The 18,268-nt window shown below is 40.0% G+C and carries 20 protein-coding genes and 1 pseudogene; 4 read left to right on the forward strand and 17 right to left on the reverse strand.

Annotated elements, in window-relative coordinates; translation table 11 throughout:
• Positions 1–2: 2 nt before the first annotated feature.
• The 5 genes and pseudogenes from RP262_RS05400 to RP262_RS05420 form a co-directional block, all read right to left on the reverse strand.
• Positions 3–701 (reverse strand): hypothetical protein, encoded by a 699-nt coding sequence (locus tag RP262_RS05400; protein ID WP_268690694.1) that lies wholly within the window; start codon positions 699–701, stop codon positions 3–5.
• Positions 702–709: 8 nt separating this feature from the next.
• On the reverse strand, positions 710–2,338 hold the full coding sequence (locus tag RP262_RS05405) for a hypothetical protein (RefSeq protein WP_002905964.1): 1,629 nt from the start codon (positions 2,336–2,338) through the stop codon (positions 710–712).
• 147 nt (positions 2,339–2,485) lie between these two features.
• A pseudogene (locus RP262_RS05410) lies at positions 2,486–2,572 on the reverse strand (NrdI protein); the annotation flags it as partial.
• 11 nt (positions 2,573–2,583) lie between these two features.
• Positions 2,584–3,564, reverse strand: a complete 981-nt coding sequence (locus tag RP262_RS05415; protein ID WP_311154523.1) for a sensor histidine kinase — start codon at positions 3,562–3,564, stop codon at positions 2,584–2,586.
• On the reverse strand, positions 3,548–4,234 hold the full coding sequence (locus tag RP262_RS05420) for a response regulator transcription factor (protein WP_125434824.1): 687 nt from the start codon (positions 4,232–4,234) through the stop codon (positions 3,548–3,550). Before RP262_RS05420 ends, RP262_RS05415 begins: the two co-directional genes overlap by 17 nt.
• Positions 4,235–4,383: 149 nt before the next feature.
• Here RP262_RS05420 and RP262_RS05425 point away from each other — a divergent pair, with 149 nt between their 5' ends.
• Together RP262_RS05425 and RP262_RS05430 are read left to right on the forward strand one after the other, a co-directional pair.
• Positions 4,384–5,598, forward strand: a complete 1,215-nt coding sequence (locus RP262_RS05425) for a DUF2974 domain-containing protein (protein ID WP_311154524.1) — start codon at positions 4,384–4,386, stop codon at positions 5,596–5,598.
• 158 nt (positions 5,599–5,756) lie between these two features.
• Positions 5,757–6,953 (forward strand): ferric reductase-like transmembrane domain-containing protein, encoded by a 1,197-nt coding sequence (locus RP262_RS05430; RefSeq protein ID WP_311154525.1) that lies wholly within the window; start codon positions 5,757–5,759, stop codon positions 6,951–6,953.
• A 109-nt stretch (positions 6,954–7,062) separates the two neighbouring features.
• Here RP262_RS05430 and RP262_RS11200 read toward each other — a convergent pair whose 3' ends face one another.
• Positions 7,063–7,233, reverse strand: a complete 171-nt coding sequence (locus RP262_RS11200) for a DUF3592 domain-containing protein (RefSeq protein WP_399553055.1) — start codon at positions 7,231–7,233, stop codon at positions 7,063–7,065.
• 540 nt (positions 7,234–7,773) lie between these two features.
• On the opposite strand from RP262_RS11200, the gene RP262_RS05440 reads away from it, so the two are divergent.
• Both RP262_RS05440 and RP262_RS05445 read left to right on the forward strand, forming a co-directional pair.
• Positions 7,774–8,301 carry a DUF2975 domain-containing protein gene (locus RP262_RS05440; RefSeq protein ID WP_149565218.1) on the forward strand — a complete coding sequence of 176 codons (528 nt, stop codon included), beginning with the start codon at positions 7,774–7,776 and terminating at the stop codon, positions 8,299–8,301.
• A 12-nt stretch (positions 8,302–8,313) separates the two neighbouring features.
• On the forward strand, positions 8,314–8,523 hold the full coding sequence (locus RP262_RS05445; protein WP_002894739.1) for a helix-turn-helix transcriptional regulator: 210 nt from the start codon (positions 8,314–8,316) through the stop codon (positions 8,521–8,523).
• A 54-nt stretch (positions 8,524–8,577) separates the two neighbouring features.
• Here RP262_RS05445 and lacG read toward each other — a convergent pair whose 3' ends face one another.
• The 11 genes from lacG to RP262_RS05500 form a co-directional block, all read right to left on the reverse strand.
• The gene (gene lacG / locus RP262_RS05450) at positions 8,578–9,984 is read right to left on the reverse strand and encodes a 6-phospho-beta-galactosidase (protein WP_311154527.1); all 1,407 of its coding nucleotides are present in this window, start codon (positions 9,982–9,984) and stop codon (positions 8,578–8,580) included.
• Positions 9,985–10,215: 231 nt separating this feature from the next.
• Positions 10,216–11,922: a lactose-specific PTS transporter subunit EIIC gene (locus RP262_RS05455; RefSeq protein WP_002894736.1), complete on the reverse strand. Its 1,707-nt coding sequence runs from the start codon at positions 11,920–11,922 to the stop codon at positions 10,216–10,218.
• Positions 11,922–12,239 carry a PTS lactose/cellobiose transporter subunit IIA gene (locus RP262_RS05460; RefSeq protein WP_009754858.1) on the reverse strand — a complete coding sequence of 106 codons (318 nt, stop codon included), beginning with the start codon at positions 12,237–12,239 and terminating at the stop codon, positions 11,922–11,924. Before RP262_RS05460 ends, RP262_RS05455 begins: the two co-directional genes overlap by 1 nt.
• 48 nt (positions 12,240–12,287) lie before the next feature.
• Complete coding sequence (locus RP262_RS05465; protein WP_125405375.1) at positions 12,288–13,121, reverse strand: PRD domain-containing protein; 834 nt, start codon at positions 13,119–13,121, stop codon at positions 12,288–12,290.
• A 196-nt stretch (positions 13,122–13,317) separates the two neighbouring features.
• Entirely contained in the window at positions 13,318–14,298 is a 981-nt protein-coding gene (gene lacD, locus RP262_RS05470; protein ID WP_311154528.1) for a tagatose-bisphosphate aldolase, read from the reverse strand.
• 3 nt (positions 14,299–14,301) lie between these two features.
• On the reverse strand, positions 14,302–15,231 hold the full coding sequence (locus tag RP262_RS05475) for a tagatose-6-phosphate kinase (RefSeq protein ID WP_311154529.1): 930 nt from the start codon (positions 15,229–15,231) through the stop codon (positions 14,302–14,304).
• A 12-nt stretch (positions 15,232–15,243) separates the two neighbouring features.
• Positions 15,244–15,759, reverse strand: coding sequence for a galactose-6-phosphate isomerase subunit LacB (gene lacB, locus RP262_RS05480; protein ID WP_311154530.1), 516 nt, complete (start codon positions 15,757–15,759; stop codon positions 15,244–15,246).
• A gap of 16 nt (positions 15,760–15,775) precedes the next feature.
• On the reverse strand, positions 15,776–16,201 hold the full coding sequence (gene lacA, locus RP262_RS05485; protein ID WP_009659075.1) for a galactose-6-phosphate isomerase subunit LacA: 426 nt from the start codon (positions 16,199–16,201) through the stop codon (positions 15,776–15,778).
• Positions 16,202–16,408: 207 nt separating this feature from the next.
• Positions 16,409–17,164, reverse strand: coding sequence for a DeoR/GlpR family DNA-binding transcription regulator (locus RP262_RS05490; protein WP_311154531.1), 756 nt, complete (start codon positions 17,162–17,164; stop codon positions 16,409–16,411).
• A 218-nt stretch (positions 17,165–17,382) separates the two neighbouring features.
• Positions 17,383–18,039, reverse strand: a complete 657-nt coding sequence (locus RP262_RS05495) for a hypothetical protein (protein WP_009659121.1) — start codon at positions 18,037–18,039, stop codon at positions 17,383–17,385.
• A 4-nt stretch (positions 18,040–18,043) separates the two neighbouring features.
• Positions 18,044–18,178 carry a hypothetical protein gene (locus RP262_RS05500; RefSeq protein WP_002899817.1) on the reverse strand — a complete coding sequence of 45 codons (135 nt, stop codon included), beginning with the start codon at positions 18,176–18,178 and terminating at the stop codon, positions 18,044–18,046.
• Positions 18,179–18,268: the final 90 nt, after the last annotated feature.

Below are 18,268 nucleotides of genomic sequence, written 5' to 3' on the forward strand. Positions count from 1 at the left end.
GACTACCTCAATAAACTAAAAAATAATATAAATATTAAAGTAGCAATTGTAAATCCTAATAATATAAAGACAGTTGTCAACTTATTAGAAACATTTTGAAACTGTTGATGAGTATTTGTCAACTCTAATTGTAATTTAAAAATTTGATTATCTTTACTCACTTTATATTCATTATTTAAAATGACACTTTTTTCTAACTGCTTCACCTGAGTCTCCACTTGTTTAATTAAATTAATAGATTCATTTGTATTAATTTTAGAGTTAAAATCATTAATATCATCTTTGAATTTTTTCAAAACTTGAAGAGTAGACTCTTGTCTCTTAATACTATTATCCAGCCTTTTTTGCTCTATTTGAATATTCTGATTTGTTTTTTCTATTGCTTTTACAGTACTCAAAATAGCTTGAATATAATCTTTATCCAGGATCTCAAGTGCTTGATAAACTTGTCCAAACTCCTTAATTAAGTCTTGTTGTCTATCATAAAAATTAGCAAAATAATTTTGTATTTGTTCGATTAACTTATTAAACTCTGTCCCCGTCACACCATGCTCTGAAAATTCTAAATCGAAAATTTTTTCATGAGTACGAACTTTCTCGAACTTCAAATTTTCTGTATCTTGCTCAGCAAATTTCTTTAATTGTTCCTTAGCTACTTCAAAATCATGATTAGTGATTTGTAGACCCAATCTATTTTCCATAATAACTCCTAATTTGATAATTCATCTAATAATGCATCAATATCTGCAAATTCATCCTCCGATTTTTCAGCACAATCCGAGGTCAATTTAGTAAAGCTTTCTTCCATTTTGCTTACAGCAAATTGATGTCTTTCTTCTATCGTACTCAAAGCAGATAATTTATCAGATTGTGACATTAACATTCCTAAATCTGTCAAACGAGCCTGAAGAATTAATTTATCATTATTTCCATCAATTTTTTTATTATTTAACTCATTTATTTGTCTTAATATTATAGTTTGATCAATTAATTTTAACACAAAAGCTCCTGAAACACCTGCTACTGTTGCTCCCATAAAGGTTCCAATAATACTTGCCAGACTCCCCAACAACGGAATTTCTATAGCGAGTGTTGGAACAGCCCCAGCTATACTTGCTGCAATTGTATCACTTAAAACAATAGCACTAGTTGTTGTTACTCCAGCTATAATAATTTTTCCAAGCTCCAACATAATAGTATTTATGTTTTTAGTATTATTTTCAGGATTCCTAAGGTAGTCTATTACATCTTTCAAAGATGACCAACCTTGTTGGACAAACGTCCAGATTCTCATAAAAGTTCCTACAACTGGACCGATAATTGAAGTTGCTAATACTGCAATCATTGATTCCCCAACACTTATAATATGTTGAGATAGTTTAGAGACAAAGGAACTAATGGCTTCTTTGGCTTTTCCAATAAATGTATTGAAGTTCTTTTCTTTTTCACTAAACCAAATGATAAACTTCTTGATAATTTCTTTCAAAAACTCAGATAAAAGCTGGAAAATTGCTGCTTTTAATGCTTTACCAGTTACTTTAAAAGCTTCTTTGCGCCGTGATAATTTGCCAGATTTTATCGCTTTTTCTTTTGCTTCTTTTTTTCTATTCTTTAGTTCTTCTCTAGCTTCTACCTCATCTTTTTCTAATTGTTTTCTATCAATATTGAATCTTTCTTCAGGTCTTTGTCTATTTCTTTCAGAGTTTAAGAACTCTGTCATAGTCTTATCACCTTTTGACATATTTGCGGAAGCATCTAAATCATGCAAATTTTGAGAACTATTTGCAAAATCTTTAACTTCTTCTTTAGAAAAATATGTAGCAAGTTCAATATCATTCAACTGCTCTTTTATAGAAATTGTGTGATCTTTATGAATAGAAGCTGAACCCTTTTCTCTATTCTTATCAAAAAATTTACGAGCACTTTTCTTGAGAACTCTATCGCCTTTTTTATTAAAAGTAAAATTACTTTGCCATACATTATACCTTTCTTTATAATCTACATCCTGATTATGAGTTGCAAATTTAGCTTTCTCAAAATTTTTCGATGTTTGTATGTGCGCTGATTTTCTTAAATCTAATGTCTGACCTCGATTTTCCTTTATAAATTCCTCGCCCAATTGAACAGCTAGTTGATTTTGTACTTGTTCCCAAATGATATCTTGTATAGCTTCTTCAAGATAACGATTATTTTGTAAATTATCTCGTTCTATATCAATTGATGTCAAATCCCCTAATATTCTATCTAAATCACTCTCAAGTTCCTTTTCCAACTCTCTTAGATTATGATAAATTGCATTATTCTCTTGTAATCCTAAATCACTATTCTTATTAACCATTTTATCTCCTCTTATTTAAAGCAATGATTTTCTCCATTTCAACATGATTTCTCACAGTACTTACTATCTCTAAAACTAGATAAACTAGTGTTTATTATTCTCTAAATCTTATATAAAAATTCTTTTACTGCTTTCTTATCTTCATCATTTCCAGACTGACTGGCTAGGCAGTCCCAGACTTTTAGCAAACTTCTTACCCAAACCAGTCAGACTATCATAAACCACTACTAGCAACTTTCTTCCTCCTACTCAAAGATCAATTTCTTCTCAGGAAAGGCGATGGAAACCGTCGTTCCCTGACCAACTTGAGAGTCTATAGCAATCTTGTGTCCCAGTTGGTCAGCAATTTTCTTGGACAGATAAAGACCTAAGCCTGAGGACTGCTGGGTCAGACGACCATTGTAGCCTGAGAAACCACGCTCAAAAACCCGCAGCAAATCAGAATTTTGAATGCCCAGACCCGTGTCCTTGATGTAGAGTCTGTCCTCATGAAAATAAATCTCTATGCTGCCTTCTTTGGTGTATTTAAGACTATTGGACAGGACCTGCTCCAAAATCACTAGAAACCACTTTTTATCAGTGACAATCGTGTGGTCTAGATCATGAAGATTGAGGCTGAGTCCTTGCTGAATAAAGAAAAGGGCATATTTCTTGACTACTTCTCTAACCAAATCAGCCAGATTTTCCTGCTTCAGAACTAGATCATCATGGAAGCTTTCCAGACGGAGGTACTGGAGCACCAGATGAACGTAAGACTCGATCTTAAAGAGCTCCTGCTCCAGCTGAGACTTAGCTTCCTTATCCTTCAAATCTCCAATCAAAAGTGAACTGGCAGCAATAGGAGTCTTGACTTGATGAACCCAAAGAGTATAGTAATCAAGCAAATCATTGTATTTCTCCTGTTCAACCAAGAGCTGATTCTTCTGTTCGTACTCCAGCTCCTCCACTCTTTCCTGCAAAAGCTTTTCTAGAGGAGTCTGCGCCTGAGCAGAGGCTTGCAGCTTCTGGCTGCGATAAGCCTTATAGGACGTCCAAGCATCTGCTCCGATAAACAAGAAAGACAGAAAAGCCAGCAAGAGCGCAACGTATTCCAGCAGACTGCGGTAAGCATCAAAGACAAAGGCAAAGAGCAGAATAAAGCCTAGCAGCAGAATCAAAAGAGCTAGAAAAAATCGCCGTGAATAAAGGTAAGACTTAAGAAAGAAAAATTTATCCTGTGTGTCCATTGATGAGACCGTATCCTATTCCTTTTTTGGTTTCGATGAAATTCTTCAGTCCGTGCTCTTCAAGCTTTTTACGCAGGCGAGCGACATTGACCGATAGGGTATTGTCGTCGATGAAAAAGTCACTGTTCCAGAGTTCCTTCATCAGATCATCACGCGCCACGATACCATCTGCGTGCTCAAAGAGAACCCGCAAAATCTGAAATTCGTTCTTGGTCAAAGTCACCACTTTCCCATCAAAGACCAGATCTGTCGACTTGAGATTGAGAATGACACCCTGATGCTCCAAGAGACTCTGGTCGTTTCCAAACTCATAGGAACGGCGCAGCAAGCCCTGAACCTTAGCCAGAAAGACATTATTGTCAAAAGGCTTGGTAATATAGTCGTCCGCCCCCATATTGATAGCCATGACAATGTCCATGGACTGATCGCGAGAAGACAGAAACATGATAGGCACCGTTGAAATCTTGCGGATTTCCTGACACCAATGATAGCCGTTGAACAAGGGCAGGCCGATATCCATCAGCACCAGATGCGGCTCCTCTCGGACAAAGACAGTCAGCACATCCATAAAGTCCTCGACTGCCACTACCTGAAAGCCCCATTGTTCCAGCATTTTCTTAATCATCTGACGGATGACTGGATCATCTTCTACTAGTAAAATCTTGTGCATCTTTCCCTCCCGATTGCTTGCTAGTAACATTATACCAAAAAATGCGCTTGCTTGTTTATCATCCTCGGTCTAAGGTATGATTTTTCTGGAAAAGAGAAATTCTATCAGAAAAATATGCTATACTAACTAGTAGAAATTGGAGATATAACATGAGCAATATTTTTACTTACCTTGAAGAAGTGCAGCATGACAGCATTTATGATAAACCTTTCAATGAACTGGATCTTCTAATCCTGACAGAGATGACCTACTTGCCTTTTGACCAACTAGTGCATGAAGACATGTCCCCTTACTGCGACTGCCGACTGCTGGATTTGGCCGATCAAGTACCGCGCGACCTCTCCATGATGGTCAGCAAAAATCGTCTGAAACTATTGGATTTGGCCGCAGCCTCTACTCGCTTTAAAAATCTAAAACTGATGGGCTATGTCAATGACGTTGACCAAGATATTCAGAAGCAATTCGCTGCCTTGATTTTCAAAATCAAGCCCGATACCTATGTCCTGGTCTTTCGCGGCACAGACGACTCCATTGTTGGCTGGAAGGAAGACTTCCACATGACCTATATGGCTCAAATCCCTGCTCAGAAAATGGCCGCCCGCTACCTGCAGAAAGCCTTAGAAAATCTGCCCGGTAACTTTATCCTAACCGGCCATTCCAAAGGAGGAAACTTGGCTTCCTATGCAGCCAGTCAGATGGAAACGTCGCTTCAAGATCGTATTGAAGCCATCTACAGCTATGACTCTCCCGGTCTCAATCACTCTGTCATCGAAAGCGATGGCTATCAGACTGTGGTTGAAAGGATGAAACGCTACCTGCCTCAGAACTCCATCGTCGGCATGATGCTGGAAACACCCAAGGAAGCAAGGATTGTCAAAAGCAGTGCCATCGGCGGCTTTGCCCAGCACGATACCTTTTCGTGGAAGATCAAGGGGAACTCATTCCTATTGCTGGATACATTAGATGCAGAGAGCCTGCAGATAGACAAGACTTTTAAAAATTGGGTAAGCACCGTTTCAGATGAAGAACTTAAAGACTTTTTCGACCTCTTTTTCGGACTGATTTTAGATGCTGGTATCCAATCTGTCGACGAATTGTCCAATGTTGAAAACTTTAACAAAGTCCTCGATATCCTGAAAAATGCTCAATCTCTAACAGACCAAGAACGTGACATGCTGCTGCGCTTGTCCAAGCTCCTGCTGAATATGCGTGTTCAAAGCTGGAAGGATGACATTAGCATACCTAATCTTTCTGAAATTGGCAAAGATATCCGAGAAAACCTATCGCGTTGGAGCAAGCAATTACCTTTCGGCCAGTCTGAGACTGATAAAGTGGAAGAGACTGCTGCAGAGGTTCAAGAGTAAAATCGCAAAAGTCCTATTTATCTTACCCAACAGAAGACTTGACCTATCCATCCCAAAAACAAAACAAGCTCTTATCTTGACAGCTTGTTTTTTCTTTGTTAGAATGTAACAAACCTATTTACAACTAAGTAGTGATAAAAATTAGAAAGGAAACCATCATGAAATCTATCAAAGGAATCGCCCTTATTGCTGTCAGCATAATCCTGACCATCTATGCTTGGGCTTCAGCTGGAATGACCAACTTTATCGTACCCGGTCTGGCCTTAACTACCCTCTCGCTGACCTTTTTACTTGCGACTCGGAACGCCCTTTTGGAAAAATGGTTCCATGGCATCGAAAAGATGTATGCTTATCATAAGTTTACAGCTATCTTTTCCGTTGTTCTTCTTGCTCTCCACAATGTTGCCATGGGTGGCAGTCTCTGGGGCTCTCATCTGGCAGCCCAGCTTGGGAATGTCGGCATCTATCTCTTTGTCAGCATTGTTCTGGTGGCCTATCTTGGTAAGCACATCAAATATGAGGCTTGGCGTTGGATTCATCGCTTTGTCTATTTGGCCTATATCTTTGGTCTCTTCCACGCTTATATGCTAATGGGCGGTCGACTCCTGACACCGACCTTGCTAGGTTTCATAGTCGGATTCTATGCTATCATCGGTTTAGCTTCTGGCTTTTACATCATCTTCCTCTATCAAAGTTTGGCCTTTCGCCATCTGGGGAAAATTCTGCAGGTCAAACGCCTGAACCACGATACCGTGGAGTTGAAGATCCAGCTTAGTCAAAAGCTAGACTACCAGTATGGGCAGTTTGCCTTTGTCAAGATTTTCCAAGAAGGATTTGAAAAAGCGCCACATCCTTTCTCTATCTCTGGCGGTCATGACAATATCGTCTACTTTACTATCAAGAACTCTGGTGACCACACTAAGAAACTTTATGACAAGATCCAAGAGGGAACTAAGGTCACCATTGACCGAGCTTATGGCCACATGATTCTTGACCAGGGGCAAGAAAAACAAATCTGGATTGCTGGTGGGATTGGCATTACGCCCTTCATCTCCTATATCCGTGAAAATCCTAATCTGAATCGTCCAGTCAGCTTCTACTATGCTTATACCGGAGCTGAAAATGCTGTTTACCTAGACCTACTCAAAGACTACGAGGCAAAGAATCCGCAGTTTGACCTTCATTTGGTCGATAGCAAGGTCTCTGGCTATTTAGACTTCAAGAATTATCCTCTGGATGACAAAAGCACCGTCTTCATGTGCGGGCCTGTCAAGATGATGGATAAACTAGCCAACGAATTTAAAAAGACCAATCCGAAAGCAGATCTGGTCTATGAAGGCTTTAAATTTAAATAAAGAAACCAAAAAGAGGACTTCAATCCTCTTTTTTAGTCTATTTGGATTCAACAAATTTTGAAAAAGATAAAATTTCTATCACTCAATATCCAAAAATAGACTTTTTAAACTACAAGAATAGACGGAAAAAATTGATACCAATCAAAATAAGGAAGAAAATAGAAAATCCGATAAACAAATATTTAAAATACTTTTCATTGCTGATGCAGCGCTCAACATACGCTTCTTCAGGATTCTTAGGATTATAGTAAACGGCAATATTTGAGCTGACGGGAAATATTTTTTCAAGTCTAGACTCCTATCCGAGCTGTAGACATAGTCACTTGAAAAAACATCTTTTTGGATTTTTCCTGAAGATGCAGGGATAAACTGTTTATACTTAAGACTTTTTCGACATTGTTTGCCGCGAACGGTATACTCTACAATAGGCAAGGCTACCTGAGGTGGGTTACCTTGGCGACTATAGATGGAACTGTTATATCCTACTACTTTGCCTGATATTAAAGATGTAGATTTACTTCTAATAGAAATTTCTTTTCGATAGTGAAGATAGAGTGGAAAAACAATAACTAGCCAGAGTAGCCCAAGCACCACAATCATAAACATAGGATTCATTACTATTTCCTTCGTTGCTTTGATATTCAATATATTGTAACAAAATTTTCACCGATACCAAAACCTCTATAAGATATCCTTTTGGCCTCAAAAAATTATCGTTTTTCGATATATTTTTCTTGAAATACAATAAAAAATAGATTATAATAAGAATAAAAGGAAAAGAAAATCTACTGCCGGCTGATTTTCGATAGAGGTAAGCATCATGAAAAAGATTGAATTAAAAAATAACTCTTTGCTCAAAGATATTGTTACTCTATTAAACCTTATCATAGTGGGTTATGCTGCTATTTTGGTGTTTCTTACTATCCTAAGTGTGATTTCTTACACCGGTCTTTCCGACAGGTTGGGAATAAAGCTCAATGTTCAATTTATGCCCTCAGTTGATTTTTCAAATTGGTGGAGTATTCTAGCCTTTGTTATAAATCTTCTCACAGCCTCTTTGACTATTTATCTCATCTATCTTGCTCGTAATTTCGTCAAAAATTTGATTAGTGGAAAGATTTTTGATTCATCAAACACGCAACTAGCTGATAAGGCATGGAAAGTCTTTCTGGCTCTGACCTTTCTTTCCGTTAAGGTTGCTGCATCAGGCAATCCCATCGCTCTCCCCTTCTCTTTTAACGCCAGTATGAGCTTTACACCTCTCTTGGGTGCTCTGATTATTTGGCTGATGATGAAAATTCTGGAAAAGGGGATTGATATAGCTGAAGAAAATGAATTTACCATCTAGGAGGCTGCTATCATGATTATCGTTAATCTTGATGTCCAGCTGGCCAAGAAAAAGATGAAACTGGGTGAACTGGCCGATATCATCGGTATCACAAACGCCAACCTTTCCATTCTCAAAACGGGCAAGGCCAAGGCTATCCGATTTAGCACCCTCAATGCTATCTGTCAGGCCCTTGATTGCCAGCCTGGAGACATCCTAGAATTTACAGATGATGAAGAATAAAAAAACTCCCGTCCTAGCCGATTCCATTCAGCTAGGACGGGAGTTTTTATTTGCCTATTCAATCATTTGTGTTTCGGCTAGTTTCTTATACCAGTGAGCGGATTTCTTCGGATAGCGTTCCTGCGTTTCGAAGTCTACGTAGAATAAGCCGTAGCGTTTTTCATAACCGTTAGACCAAGAAAAGACATCCATCAGAGACCAGATAAAGTAGCCCTTGACATTAGCCCCGTCCGCAATCGCATCGGATAAAACTTCCAGATGCTGCTTGACGTAGTCAATGCGAGCATCGTCGTAAACTGTATTGTCCACAAATTCATCTTTATAACCCAGACCATTTTCTGTGATATAAATCTTCTTGTAGTTGGGATAATCCTTCTTAATCCGCATGATTTGATCATAAAGACCTTGCGGATAGATAATCCAATCCCAATCAGTTTTTGGTATATGGGTTGGAGATTCTCTGCGCCCTACTCCCTTAATCTGGTACTTAGAGCTTCCCTTTTCGCCTTTTCCGTTATGGATAATTTCTGTTTCACCGTCAAAGTCGCACATCCAATCACTCATATAGTAGTTGATGCCAAGGAAGTCATTGAGGTCTTTAGCTGCTTCTAGAGCTGCAAAGTCTTCATCTCGTAGATCCAGCTGACCACCATTGACCTTAAGGATATGATTCACTCCTGCCAAAGTTACATCTGAATAGTGTCCCAGATAAGTCGCATCTAAGATGAACTTGTTATGAATAATATCTTCCAACTCTGCTGCTCTGACATCTGCTGGATTTTCTGGATCGTAAGGATATTTTGTAGGAAGTGCATGAACGACACCGATTTTACCCTTGTATCCCTTGTCCTTATAGAGCTTAACAGCACGAGCATGGGAGACCATCATGTTGTGATGGGATTGGAAAACCTTGGCCAAGTCATACTGGATACCCGGAGGGAATTTTCCAACTAAGTACTGACCATCACCAATGGGACCAATTTCATTGAAAGTTGTCCAATAGCGAACTTCTGGAAATTCTTCAAAACAGAAAGCCGCATAGTCTACAAAGTGCTCAATATTTTCTCGATTGAGGAAATCTCCATTTGAATGAAGAGCCTCTGGCGTATCAAAATGGTGAAGAGTTACAAAGGGTTCCACATGGCGTTTGTGGCATTCTGCGAAAAGATTATGGTAAAATTCCACACCTTTTGGATTGACCTCGCCATAGCCTGTCGGGAAAATCCGTGACCAAGCCATGGAAATCCGAATACCATTGACACCATACTCTTCAGCCAATTTGAGATCCACAGGGTATTTGTGGTAAAAGTCACTAGCAGGTTCTGCTGTATACCAGTAGTTATCTTCAAGGTATTTATCCCAGGCAACAGGTCCTTTTCCATCTGTGTGGGTTGCTCCCTCAGCTTGATAGGCTGCTGTTGCACCACCGAAAATAAAATCTTTAGGTAAGCTTTTTGTCATCTTATTTTCCTTTCAATAACATTTGGAGAGTGGGACAGAAATCGGTAATTCGTTAGAATTCGATTTCGTCGTCCCACCTCCGCACAGTTGAGTAGGGCTGTAAAAGCTGATGAAATCAGCGTAGTAGAGCCCACTCAACCACTGCGTCTTGCTCGACAATCCAAAGACAATTGAGAGGCTAGGACTTTTGTCCCAAACTCTATCAAGTTGCTTCATCTCACATAAACAGATTTAGTTGTTAAATTGTTCCTGCACGAAGGCAAGTGCTCCTTTGCCATCACGGGTTAGTTTGATGTATTGGCCGCCTTCAGTCTTAGCCAGCTTGATACCCAATTTATCAGTTTCCGCCTTCATGTCTTCAAAGTTGGAGGCAACTTGAGGAGCCAGGATAACCAGGTCAAACTCAGGCAGCATTTCACGGTGAGCACCGTAGCCGCCAGCTGCTGCTTTGACAGGAACATTGTATTCAGCTGCTGCTTTATTCAAAGCGTTGGCCAGCAATCCACTAGTACCGCCGCCTGCACAGAGCACCAGAACATTGGTTTCTTCGCTAATATTGTTTTGAGATGGAGCTTCTTCATCCACTCCTGCTTTTTCAAGGATAGCATCCGCTTTAGCAGTATTAAAGTTAGCTGCTACTTTTTCTTTAAGAGCATCGTTAGCTTTACCAGAACGTTCTTCTTCTAGGATTTGTTCGTCATAAACCTTGACAAATGGATAGTAAATAATTACATCTACTACGACAAGGAGGGCTGCAAGAACAAAGGACAGAAGCTGGAAGTTGGTACCCAGCACAATTCCCAGAGGTCCAGGTGTCACCCAAGGAAGGTTGGCTGAGAAGGAGTTCATGTTCAAAGTATCAACAAAGAATTTGAAAATCCATACGTTTGCGATAGGTGCAAAGATAAATGGAATAAAGAAAATCGGATTCAGTACGATTGGAGCGCCAAAGAGAATAGGCTCATTGACACCAAAGAAAGTTGGGACAACAGATGCCCGTCCAATTGCACGGTTACGCTCGGACTTACAGATCCACATGAAGAGGAATGGAACAATCAAGGTCGCACCAGTACCACCCATGGTAACGATGAACATTTGAGTGCCAGAAGTGATGACCTTATCCGCATGCTGACCAGCTTGAACCAGAGCCAAGTTAGCATCGATATTGGCATAAGTAATGGCCGCAATGGCAGGCTCAACGATAGACGGACCGTGAATTCCCACGAACCAGAAGAAAGCGTAAGCACCAAAGATAAGAGTGATTCCCAGATAGCCATCTGCCGCTGAGAAAAGCGGAGCAAGAAGTGTTCCGATGGATTCAGCAACTGTTACTCCCAGACTTGCTTTAACAAGCAGTTCCAAACCGTAGAGCAGAACGACTGAGACAGTAAATGGAATCAAGTCTTTAAATACTTGGGAAATATTTGGTGGAACTTCTTCTGGCATACGAATGGTGACATTATTTTTCACACAAACCTTGTAGACATTAACGGTCACAAAGGCTGCGATGAAGGCTGTCAAAAGACCTTTGGTTCCCATAAAGGCAGTCAGGAAGCCACCTTCCTTGGCAGGTTCAGCCGCCATGAGAAGGAAGCCGACCATAGAAGCCAGCATAGTAGACAAGAAGTTAATCTGATTTGTCGCAGGCAGGTCGCGGTTGACAGAGTCTGTCAAAGCCTTTGCAGTGGTCCCTCCCACAAAGAAAGCCAAAATCCCCATCGAATAGCTATAAGGGGTCATTAGGAAAGTTTCAATATCCTTAGACCAGTGGAAGCCCCAAGCATTTGGCACATAGGCAATCAAGATAAAGATAGATGAGAAGAGGATGACTGGCATACCAGCAATAAAACCGTCCCGAATAGCACGGAGATAGATATTCCGAGAAATCTTCTCAAAGAAAGGCTTCCCTTTCTCAATAAGTCCGATGAGTTTGTTCATTATTTTACTCCTCTTTTGTATAGTTCAATCAAATGGTGCATCATGTCTTTTAGCAAGATGGTAGTCATTAGGTGATCTTGGCCGTGCATCATGGTCACACTGTAAGCCAAGTCCTCGCCAGCTGCTTCTTTTGTCAAGAGACTAGTCTGAGCATGATGAGCTTCAGCGATGCAGCTATTGGCTTCTTCTACCAAGGCGTCTGCCTTAGCAAAATCCCCAGCTTCTGCGGCTTTCAAAGCTTCTAAGAGCTTGGAGCGAGCGTCACCAGCGTAGGCCACAATTTCAAAACCGAGCAATGTTACTTCTTCTCTATTCATGAGAGTTCCTCCTTGTATTCTTATGTAAAATTTTATTATTATTTTCTATTATAAAAGGCGTTGGATATGCAGCACCAGGTAGACCCGTTCGCTGCGGTAGAGATCAATTCCCGTCTTCTGGGCAATGATGTGGTAAATATCGCTTCCGACCTGATAGGCTTGAGGATAGGTCATCTGGATCTGACTTTCCATTTCCAGCAGGGAAACATTGTCATCACGGCTTCTGTCCAGATAGTCTAAAAAATAGTTCAGGTGAATCATAAAACGGTCATAAAAGTTGCTGTTTTCTGCACTTCTTTTAATACCATTTTTCTTCAGCTCTGCCTCAACAGCAGCCAGAATATCTTTTCGCCTGCCCAAGTGACTTTGCCCCTCAGGATTGGTCTCCCCTTCGGCATTGATAAAGTGATAGGCAATGCGATTGACCTCGTCGCTAGGGAAATTATCCAACAACCGCTCGCGGTATATGGCTACCGCTTCCTGAGCAATCTGATAAGGGACAGGGTATTTGTCCGAAGCATCTGGCAGGTCACTCTCCTTGTACCGCCCCTGCTGCAGAGCCTGATATGAACAGTAGATGTGATCCGTTAGCGTGACATAGATATAGTCCTGGACAGGGTAATCATACTTCTTAGAAAGGGTATCAATCACATCATAGGTCACTGTGATAAAGTCCAGTGGAACATCTTTGAGCAAGGCCACAAAGTTTTCTTTAGACTCTTCCGTTCTTAGGCGAAAGATTTTCTCAATCTTACTTTCCAGAACGATGTCACCCTTCTTTTTATTAAAAGCTATGCCACTGCCAATCAGAACAACCTCTTCACCATTTTCATGTTTGGCTAGAGCAACATTGTTGTTCATAGGATGTATGATTCGATACATATCTCCTCCTCTTCATTTTCTAGGGTTCTGGCAAAACAAAAAGACCACAAACAAACCGAGGCTATATCTTCCCTCAATTTATTTGCGGTCACGCCTAATCCAACTTAGTAACGCTCACCCTATTCAATTTCTGATTTCATTATAGCATATCAGTATCAGAATGTAAACCCTTACTTTATTTATTTTTTAACTATTTTTAGACTCTTTCTTTCCACGAGGTAGCTGTTTTTTGAAGGACCTTGTTTAGCTCATCAATATTTTCAAATCCTGTTGTACGAAGCCATTTGCGAGCTGCTTCTTCACCTTGCTCAATGTAGTCTTTAACGCTGCCAGCCCAAGTCGCACGTCCGCAAAGAACGCCGTTGAAGTTAGCACCTGACTCATGAGCAAACACAAGTGTTTCTTGGAAGAGTTTCGCAGATACACCCGCACTCAAGTAGATGTATGGCAAGTTCGTTGCCTCATCTTGTTCCTTGAAGAAGGCAGCTGCTTGTTCTTTAGTATGCACTACTTCACCATCGCCAAAGCCTTCAACGTATTTAACGTTGACTGGAACTTCTACTTTCAAGACATCAATGTTGAAACGTGGATCAGAGAAGACCTTCATAGCTCCGATAACCTTATGAGGCTTGACTTTAGCATACTCAGCGCTGGAAGCATCCGCAATCTTTTCATCGTAAGCCAAGATTTCAAGGAAGAAAGGAATTTCTTCTGCCACACACTCAGAACCCACACGTTCAATATAAGCTTGCTTTTGTTGGTTGAGTTCTTCAGAGCTGTCTACATCATAGTAAAGGAGGAATTTCACCGCATCCGCGCCTTGTTCTTTGATGCGCTTTGCAGACCAAACATCCAGACAGTCTGGCAGGCGCTTGGTGCTAGAAGTGTCGTAGCCTGTCTTTTCATAGGCCAATAGCAAGCCAGCATTCTTGTCCAAAGCCTTAGTAGCAGGCAGTCCATACTCAGGATCCAGCAACATAGATGAAGCATAAGGAGTTAGCTCTTCTGCGACCAAAACTTTCAGTTCTTCCATTTGAGCTACTGTTGGTTCTGCTTCCTGGTGTTGAGCCATGAGGCGTTTCAAAGCACCGCGTTGGTCAAATGCCAAAGCAGAAATGATGCCATTCTCATCAGAAAGTTTTTCCATGTACTTGCGTTTTTGTTCTGTTAATACCATTCTTTATACCTCTTTTACTGTGATTTGATTGTATAGGCCGTCGTAGTTTTCAACGTTGACATGACCAGTCATTTTTTCTTGGGCATTGAGCATGCCCAGAACATTTGCTTTTTTGAGCAGAGAGACATCATCTTCTTGATGACTCAAGGCTGAAGAGATCCCTGAAACAGTTGAGTCTCCAGAGCCAACTGGATTGACCACTTGGATTTTAGGAATATCTACTTTATAGAAAGTATCCCAGTGCTTAGCAAAAGCTCCATCTGCACCGAGTGATACGATGATCCACTCGATTCCTTCAAATAGCGGTTCTGAAAGGACAGCTTTTAACTCATCCAAATCTTTTGAAACTTCGCGACCCAATAACTGAGAAAGTTCCTCATTATTAGGTTTGATGGCAGTTGGTTTGACATCTGATTTGAGTACAGCTTCCAGAGCAGCTCCAGAGCAATCCAGCACCACCTTATTGCCAGCTTGATTAGCAATTTCAACCAATTGAATATAATATTCAACAGGTAAACCATTTGGTAGACTTCCCGAGATACTAACTACCTCAGCTGATTCCATTAATGATTTAAAATGATGTAAAAAACCATTTGCCTCATCCGCTGTAATAGTCGGACCAGCTTCCAGGATTTCTGTTTGCTTACCTTCGTGTAAGATAGCAATGCAATTCCTCGTATTTCCCGAAATATTATAAAATAATGGTCGTACAGCTTGATGAAGATTCTGCAAGAGAAATTCACCATTGGTCCCACCAATCAGTCCCGTCGCAGCGACATTATCTCCAATTTCTGCCAAGACCCTGGTTACGTTGAGACCCTTGCCGCCCGCTGTTTTACTGACTTCTGAAACACGATTAACAGTATCTATTTTCAATTCTTCTAAGGGATAGGAAATATCGATAGAAGGATTCATGGTCACTGTAAGAATCATCTAGCTACCTCTCTAATCGTGGTACTCTCCACGATCCCATTTTTCAAGAAATTCTGTAAAGAAGTTAGCATCTGCTTGATGAGCATTGTGACTTTCAACATGCTCAATCTTGGCAATCAGCTTCTTGTTTTCTTCGGTTGTTTTATATTCCGCATGAATGAAAGCTTCAATGATGTCACACATAAGGAGCTCACCAGTGATTTTTCCGCCAAAACCGATAACGTTGGCGTTGAGCTCTTCCTTAGCATAGAGAGCCGAGGTCATATCGCGCACCAGAGCTGAGCGGATGCCAGGAACTTTATTTACAGCGTTGTTAATGCCAACACCAGTACCGCAAATACAGATTCCCAAATCCGCCTTGCCACTTGCCACTGCTTCTCCTACCTTTTTTCCGTAGATAGGGTAGTGGGTACGAGTATGGTCATAAGTACCAAAATCAAGAACTTCATAGCCTTTTGATTTTAGAAAATCTGAGACTGCCATTTTTTCATTGGTAACGATATGGTCACATCCAATTGCAATTTTCATTTGATTTCTCCTTTTCTTAGCACATTTTGTTGAGCATGTCGACCCGGATTTGGTGGCGGCCGCCGTCGTATTTCCCATTGACAAAGCCTTTGGCAATGTTCTTAGCCAGCCCTTCACCAACGATTTCAGCTCCCATCGTAATCATGCGAGAGTTGTTATGACCGCGAGTCATGTAGGCAGAGCGTTCATCTGAGACTTCCGCTGCTACCATGCCTTTGATTTTGGTCGCTACCATAAATGGACCAGCTCCATAAGCGTCAATGACAATACCAAGATTTTCCTCTTGTTTATTCACCTCAGCCGCAACTGCAAGGGTCACATCAACAAAATCCTGACCTTCTTTCGTCACATCCACCACTTCAAAGTTTTCTCCGACGAGAAAATCCTTGACCACATCTTTCAGCTTGCTTCCAGCAGCATCTGCTCCAATAATAATTGCCATGAGCATTCTCCTTTGTTTGATTTTTTGCACAGAATATTGTTTATAAAAAACACTTTCTGTTTCCTATAAGCATACTATACTCCTTTAAAAGTTATTTGTCAACAGATTTTTGTTTATTTTAATCAAAATGTTTTTAAAGATGATTAAAATAAACAAAAAAGCCCTAAAAAGAGCTTTTTGATAATTTTTTCATCCATTTAAAATAATCTAGGAAATAATCTTGGTATAAACTTCCAGTTCTTCCTGAGCATTTTCAGACATCCTGTCTGTGATAACAGCTGTAATATCAGCCAAAGGACAGATAGAAGTGAAATCTTCCTTGCCAATCTTAGAAGAATCAATCAATAGGTAGGTCTCTGATGAGCGCTCCAAAGCTAGCTTCTGAGTATAGGCCTCTTCAAAAGAAGAGGTCATAATCTGCCCGTTTTTGATACCATTGCCGCTGAAAAACATCTTAGTAAAGTACATTTTATCCATGATGGCATTGGTCATCTCGCCGACAAAGGCTTGAGTCGCTTCCCGCATCTCCCCACCAAGTAGAAAGACTTTGAAGGTATCCGACCTCTTTTTTAAAAGATCGTGAAAAATCGGCAGACAATTTGTAATCACGCGCAGATGCTGATTGCTGATTTCCTCAGCCAGCACCTCCACAGAAGTCCCCGGCCCAAGAAAAATAGTATCGCCATCTTCAATCAGCTCCACAGCCTTCTTGGCAACAGTCCGCTTGGCCTCGATATTCTGATAAAGCTTCTCTTCATGAGGGATTTCTCTGTACTTGAGGTGCTGATTACTTTTAGCCCCACCGTGAACACGAGTCAGCAACCCTTTACTTTCCAGCTCTATCAAGTCACGCCGAACCGTCATGTCTGAGACCTTCATAGTCTCAACAATCTCAGCAACTGTCACTGTCCCAGCTCGATCCACCAGCTTAACTATTTCGTCCTGTCTCTGATTTTTTCCCATACTTTAGCCTCTCTACACATTGGTTTTGTTTATTATAACTCATTTTTCTGTTTTTTTCCATATTATTTGTTTGTTTTAAACAAAATTGAGGGGTTTACGATATGCTATAGGACATAAAAAAACACCTTGCAATGATGTGCAAGATGCTTTCCCAAGTTGATAGAACGATACATTTCACTATCAGCTAAACTGTAACAATACTCAAAAAGTTATGATTCCTATTTATTCATATTTTTAAAAGTTACTTTAGCCTCTGAGTCAATACTAGTCACTATATTTGTATAATAGTCTTCTGCAGATTCCGTAATGAGATTTTTATATTGTTTAATATAATCTTCTTGTTCTTTATTGCTAAGAGATTTAGCAACATGCTCTCCAGTATCAATATTTTCTGTTGAACCGCTCAACAGCTGTCCACTCATATCATAGAGTTTGTATCGATCTTTGGGATTATCCGAGACCTCTACACCTATAACTTCATATTTAGGTATAGTTAGCTCGTACTCATGTTCAGCAATTTTCTTAATCTTAATTCCTTCTTTAATTCCAAATTTAGCCGTATAATTAAGAATAATAATAGCTTTCTTAACAGACAGTGGAATACTGATATTGGTGCCAGGAATCTTCTTATCTTTCTCAATCGTTTCAACCTTTTGAATCCCTACATCCAAAAAAACACTTTCGTTGACTTTTTCCAAGCGAGTGATCTGCGTATAGATTTGGCTTCGCTCATCTGAAGCGTTTTTACCTTGGAAAAATCCAATGATATTATAAGTTTTCGCAACAACAAAAAAGATAGCAAGAACGGCTACCACAATCCATATGTAAATCTTAGCCCCCAAAACTTTTTTTATGAAATCCTTAACTATTTTCATTATACTACTTCCTCCGAATCAAAAATGCTGCTCCAAGGCTAATAATAGCTAGAAAAGCTGCCAAATAAGGATTCAGCGGAAAGAGAATGACAATTAAAAGCAACAACAAAACAAGTGATGCAATTTTTACTATTTTCATAATATAACTCCTAAAACTTTTTCAAATAAAATTATATAAATATCTATAGAATTTGTCAAGCGGTTTCAAAGTGATGATTATAGCAAAAAT

The organism is uncultured Streptococcus sp. (assembly GCF_963456385.1).
In the GTDB taxonomy this organism is placed as follows: Bacteria; Bacillota; Bacilli; order Lactobacillales; family Streptococcaceae; genus Streptococcus.

What these genes read in the sequence shown, in the direction of transcription:
- lacD (WP_311154528.1), bottom strand. Translation starts at nt 14,298, where the DNA reads ATGGTATTAACAGAACAAAAACGCAAGTACATGGAAAAACTTTCTGAT.
- RP262_RS05440 (WP_149565218.1), top strand. Translation starts at nt 7,774, where the DNA reads ATGAAAAAGATTGAATTAAAAAATAACTCTTTGCTCAAAGATATTGTT.
- RP262_RS05500 (WP_002899817.1), bottom strand. Translation starts at nt 18,178, where the DNA reads ATGAAAATAGTAAAAATTGCATCACTTGTTTTGTTGTTGCTTTTAATT.
- lacA (WP_009659075.1), bottom strand. Translation starts at nt 16,201, where the DNA reads ATGGCAATTATTATTGGAGCAGATGCTGCTGGAAGCAAGCTGAAAGAT.
- RP262_RS05430 (WP_311154525.1), top strand. Translation starts at nt 5,757, where the DNA reads ATGAAATCTATCAAAGGAATCGCCCTTATTGCTGTCAGCATAATCCTG.
- RP262_RS05445 (WP_002894739.1), top strand. Translation starts at nt 8,314, where the DNA reads ATGATTATCGTTAATCTTGATGTCCAGCTGGCCAAGAAAAAGATGAAA.
- lacB (WP_311154530.1), bottom strand. Translation starts at nt 15,759, where the DNA reads ATGAAAATTGCAATTGGATGTGACCATATCGTTACCAATGAAAAAATG.
- RP262_RS05405 (WP_002905964.1), bottom strand. Translation starts at nt 2,338, where the DNA reads ATGGTTAATAAGAATAGTGATTTAGGATTACAAGAGAATAATGCAATT.
- lacG (WP_311154527.1), bottom strand. Translation starts at nt 9,984, where the DNA reads ATGACAAAAAGCTTACCTAAAGATTTTATTTTCGGTGGTGCAACAGCA.
- RP262_RS05415 (WP_311154523.1), bottom strand. Translation starts at nt 3,564, where the DNA reads ATGGACACACAGGATAAATTTTTCTTTCTTAAGTCTTACCTTTATTCA.
- RP262_RS05475 (WP_311154529.1), bottom strand. Translation starts at nt 15,231, where the DNA reads ATGATTCTTACAGTGACCATGAATCCTTCTATCGATATTTCCTATCCC.
- RP262_RS05455 (WP_002894736.1), bottom strand. Translation starts at nt 11,922, where the DNA reads ATGAACAAACTCATCGGACTTATTGAGAAAGGGAAGCCTTTCTTTGAG.
- RP262_RS05465 (WP_125405375.1), bottom strand. Translation starts at nt 13,121, where the DNA reads ATGTATCGAATCATACATCCTATGAACAACAATGTTGCTCTAGCCAAA.
- RP262_RS05400 (WP_268690694.1), bottom strand. Translation starts at nt 701, where the DNA reads ATGGAAAATAGATTGGGTCTACAAATCACTAATCATGATTTTGAAGTA.
- RP262_RS05425 (WP_311154524.1), top strand. Translation starts at nt 4,384, where the DNA reads ATGAGCAATATTTTTACTTACCTTGAAGAAGTGCAGCATGACAGCATT.
- RP262_RS05490 (WP_311154531.1), bottom strand. Translation starts at nt 17,164, where the DNA reads ATGGGAAAAAATCAGAGACAGGACGAAATAGTTAAGCTGGTGGATCGA.
- RP262_RS05460 (WP_009754858.1), bottom strand. Translation starts at nt 12,239, where the DNA reads ATGAATAGAGAAGAAGTAACATTGCTCGGTTTTGAAATTGTGGCCTAC.
- RP262_RS05420 (WP_125434824.1), bottom strand. Translation starts at nt 4,234, where the DNA reads ATGCACAAGATTTTACTAGTAGAAGATGATCCAGTCATCCGTCAGATG.
- RP262_RS05495 (WP_009659121.1), bottom strand. Translation starts at nt 18,039, where the DNA reads ATGAAAATAGTTAAGGATTTCATAAAAAAAGTTTTGGGGGCTAAGATT.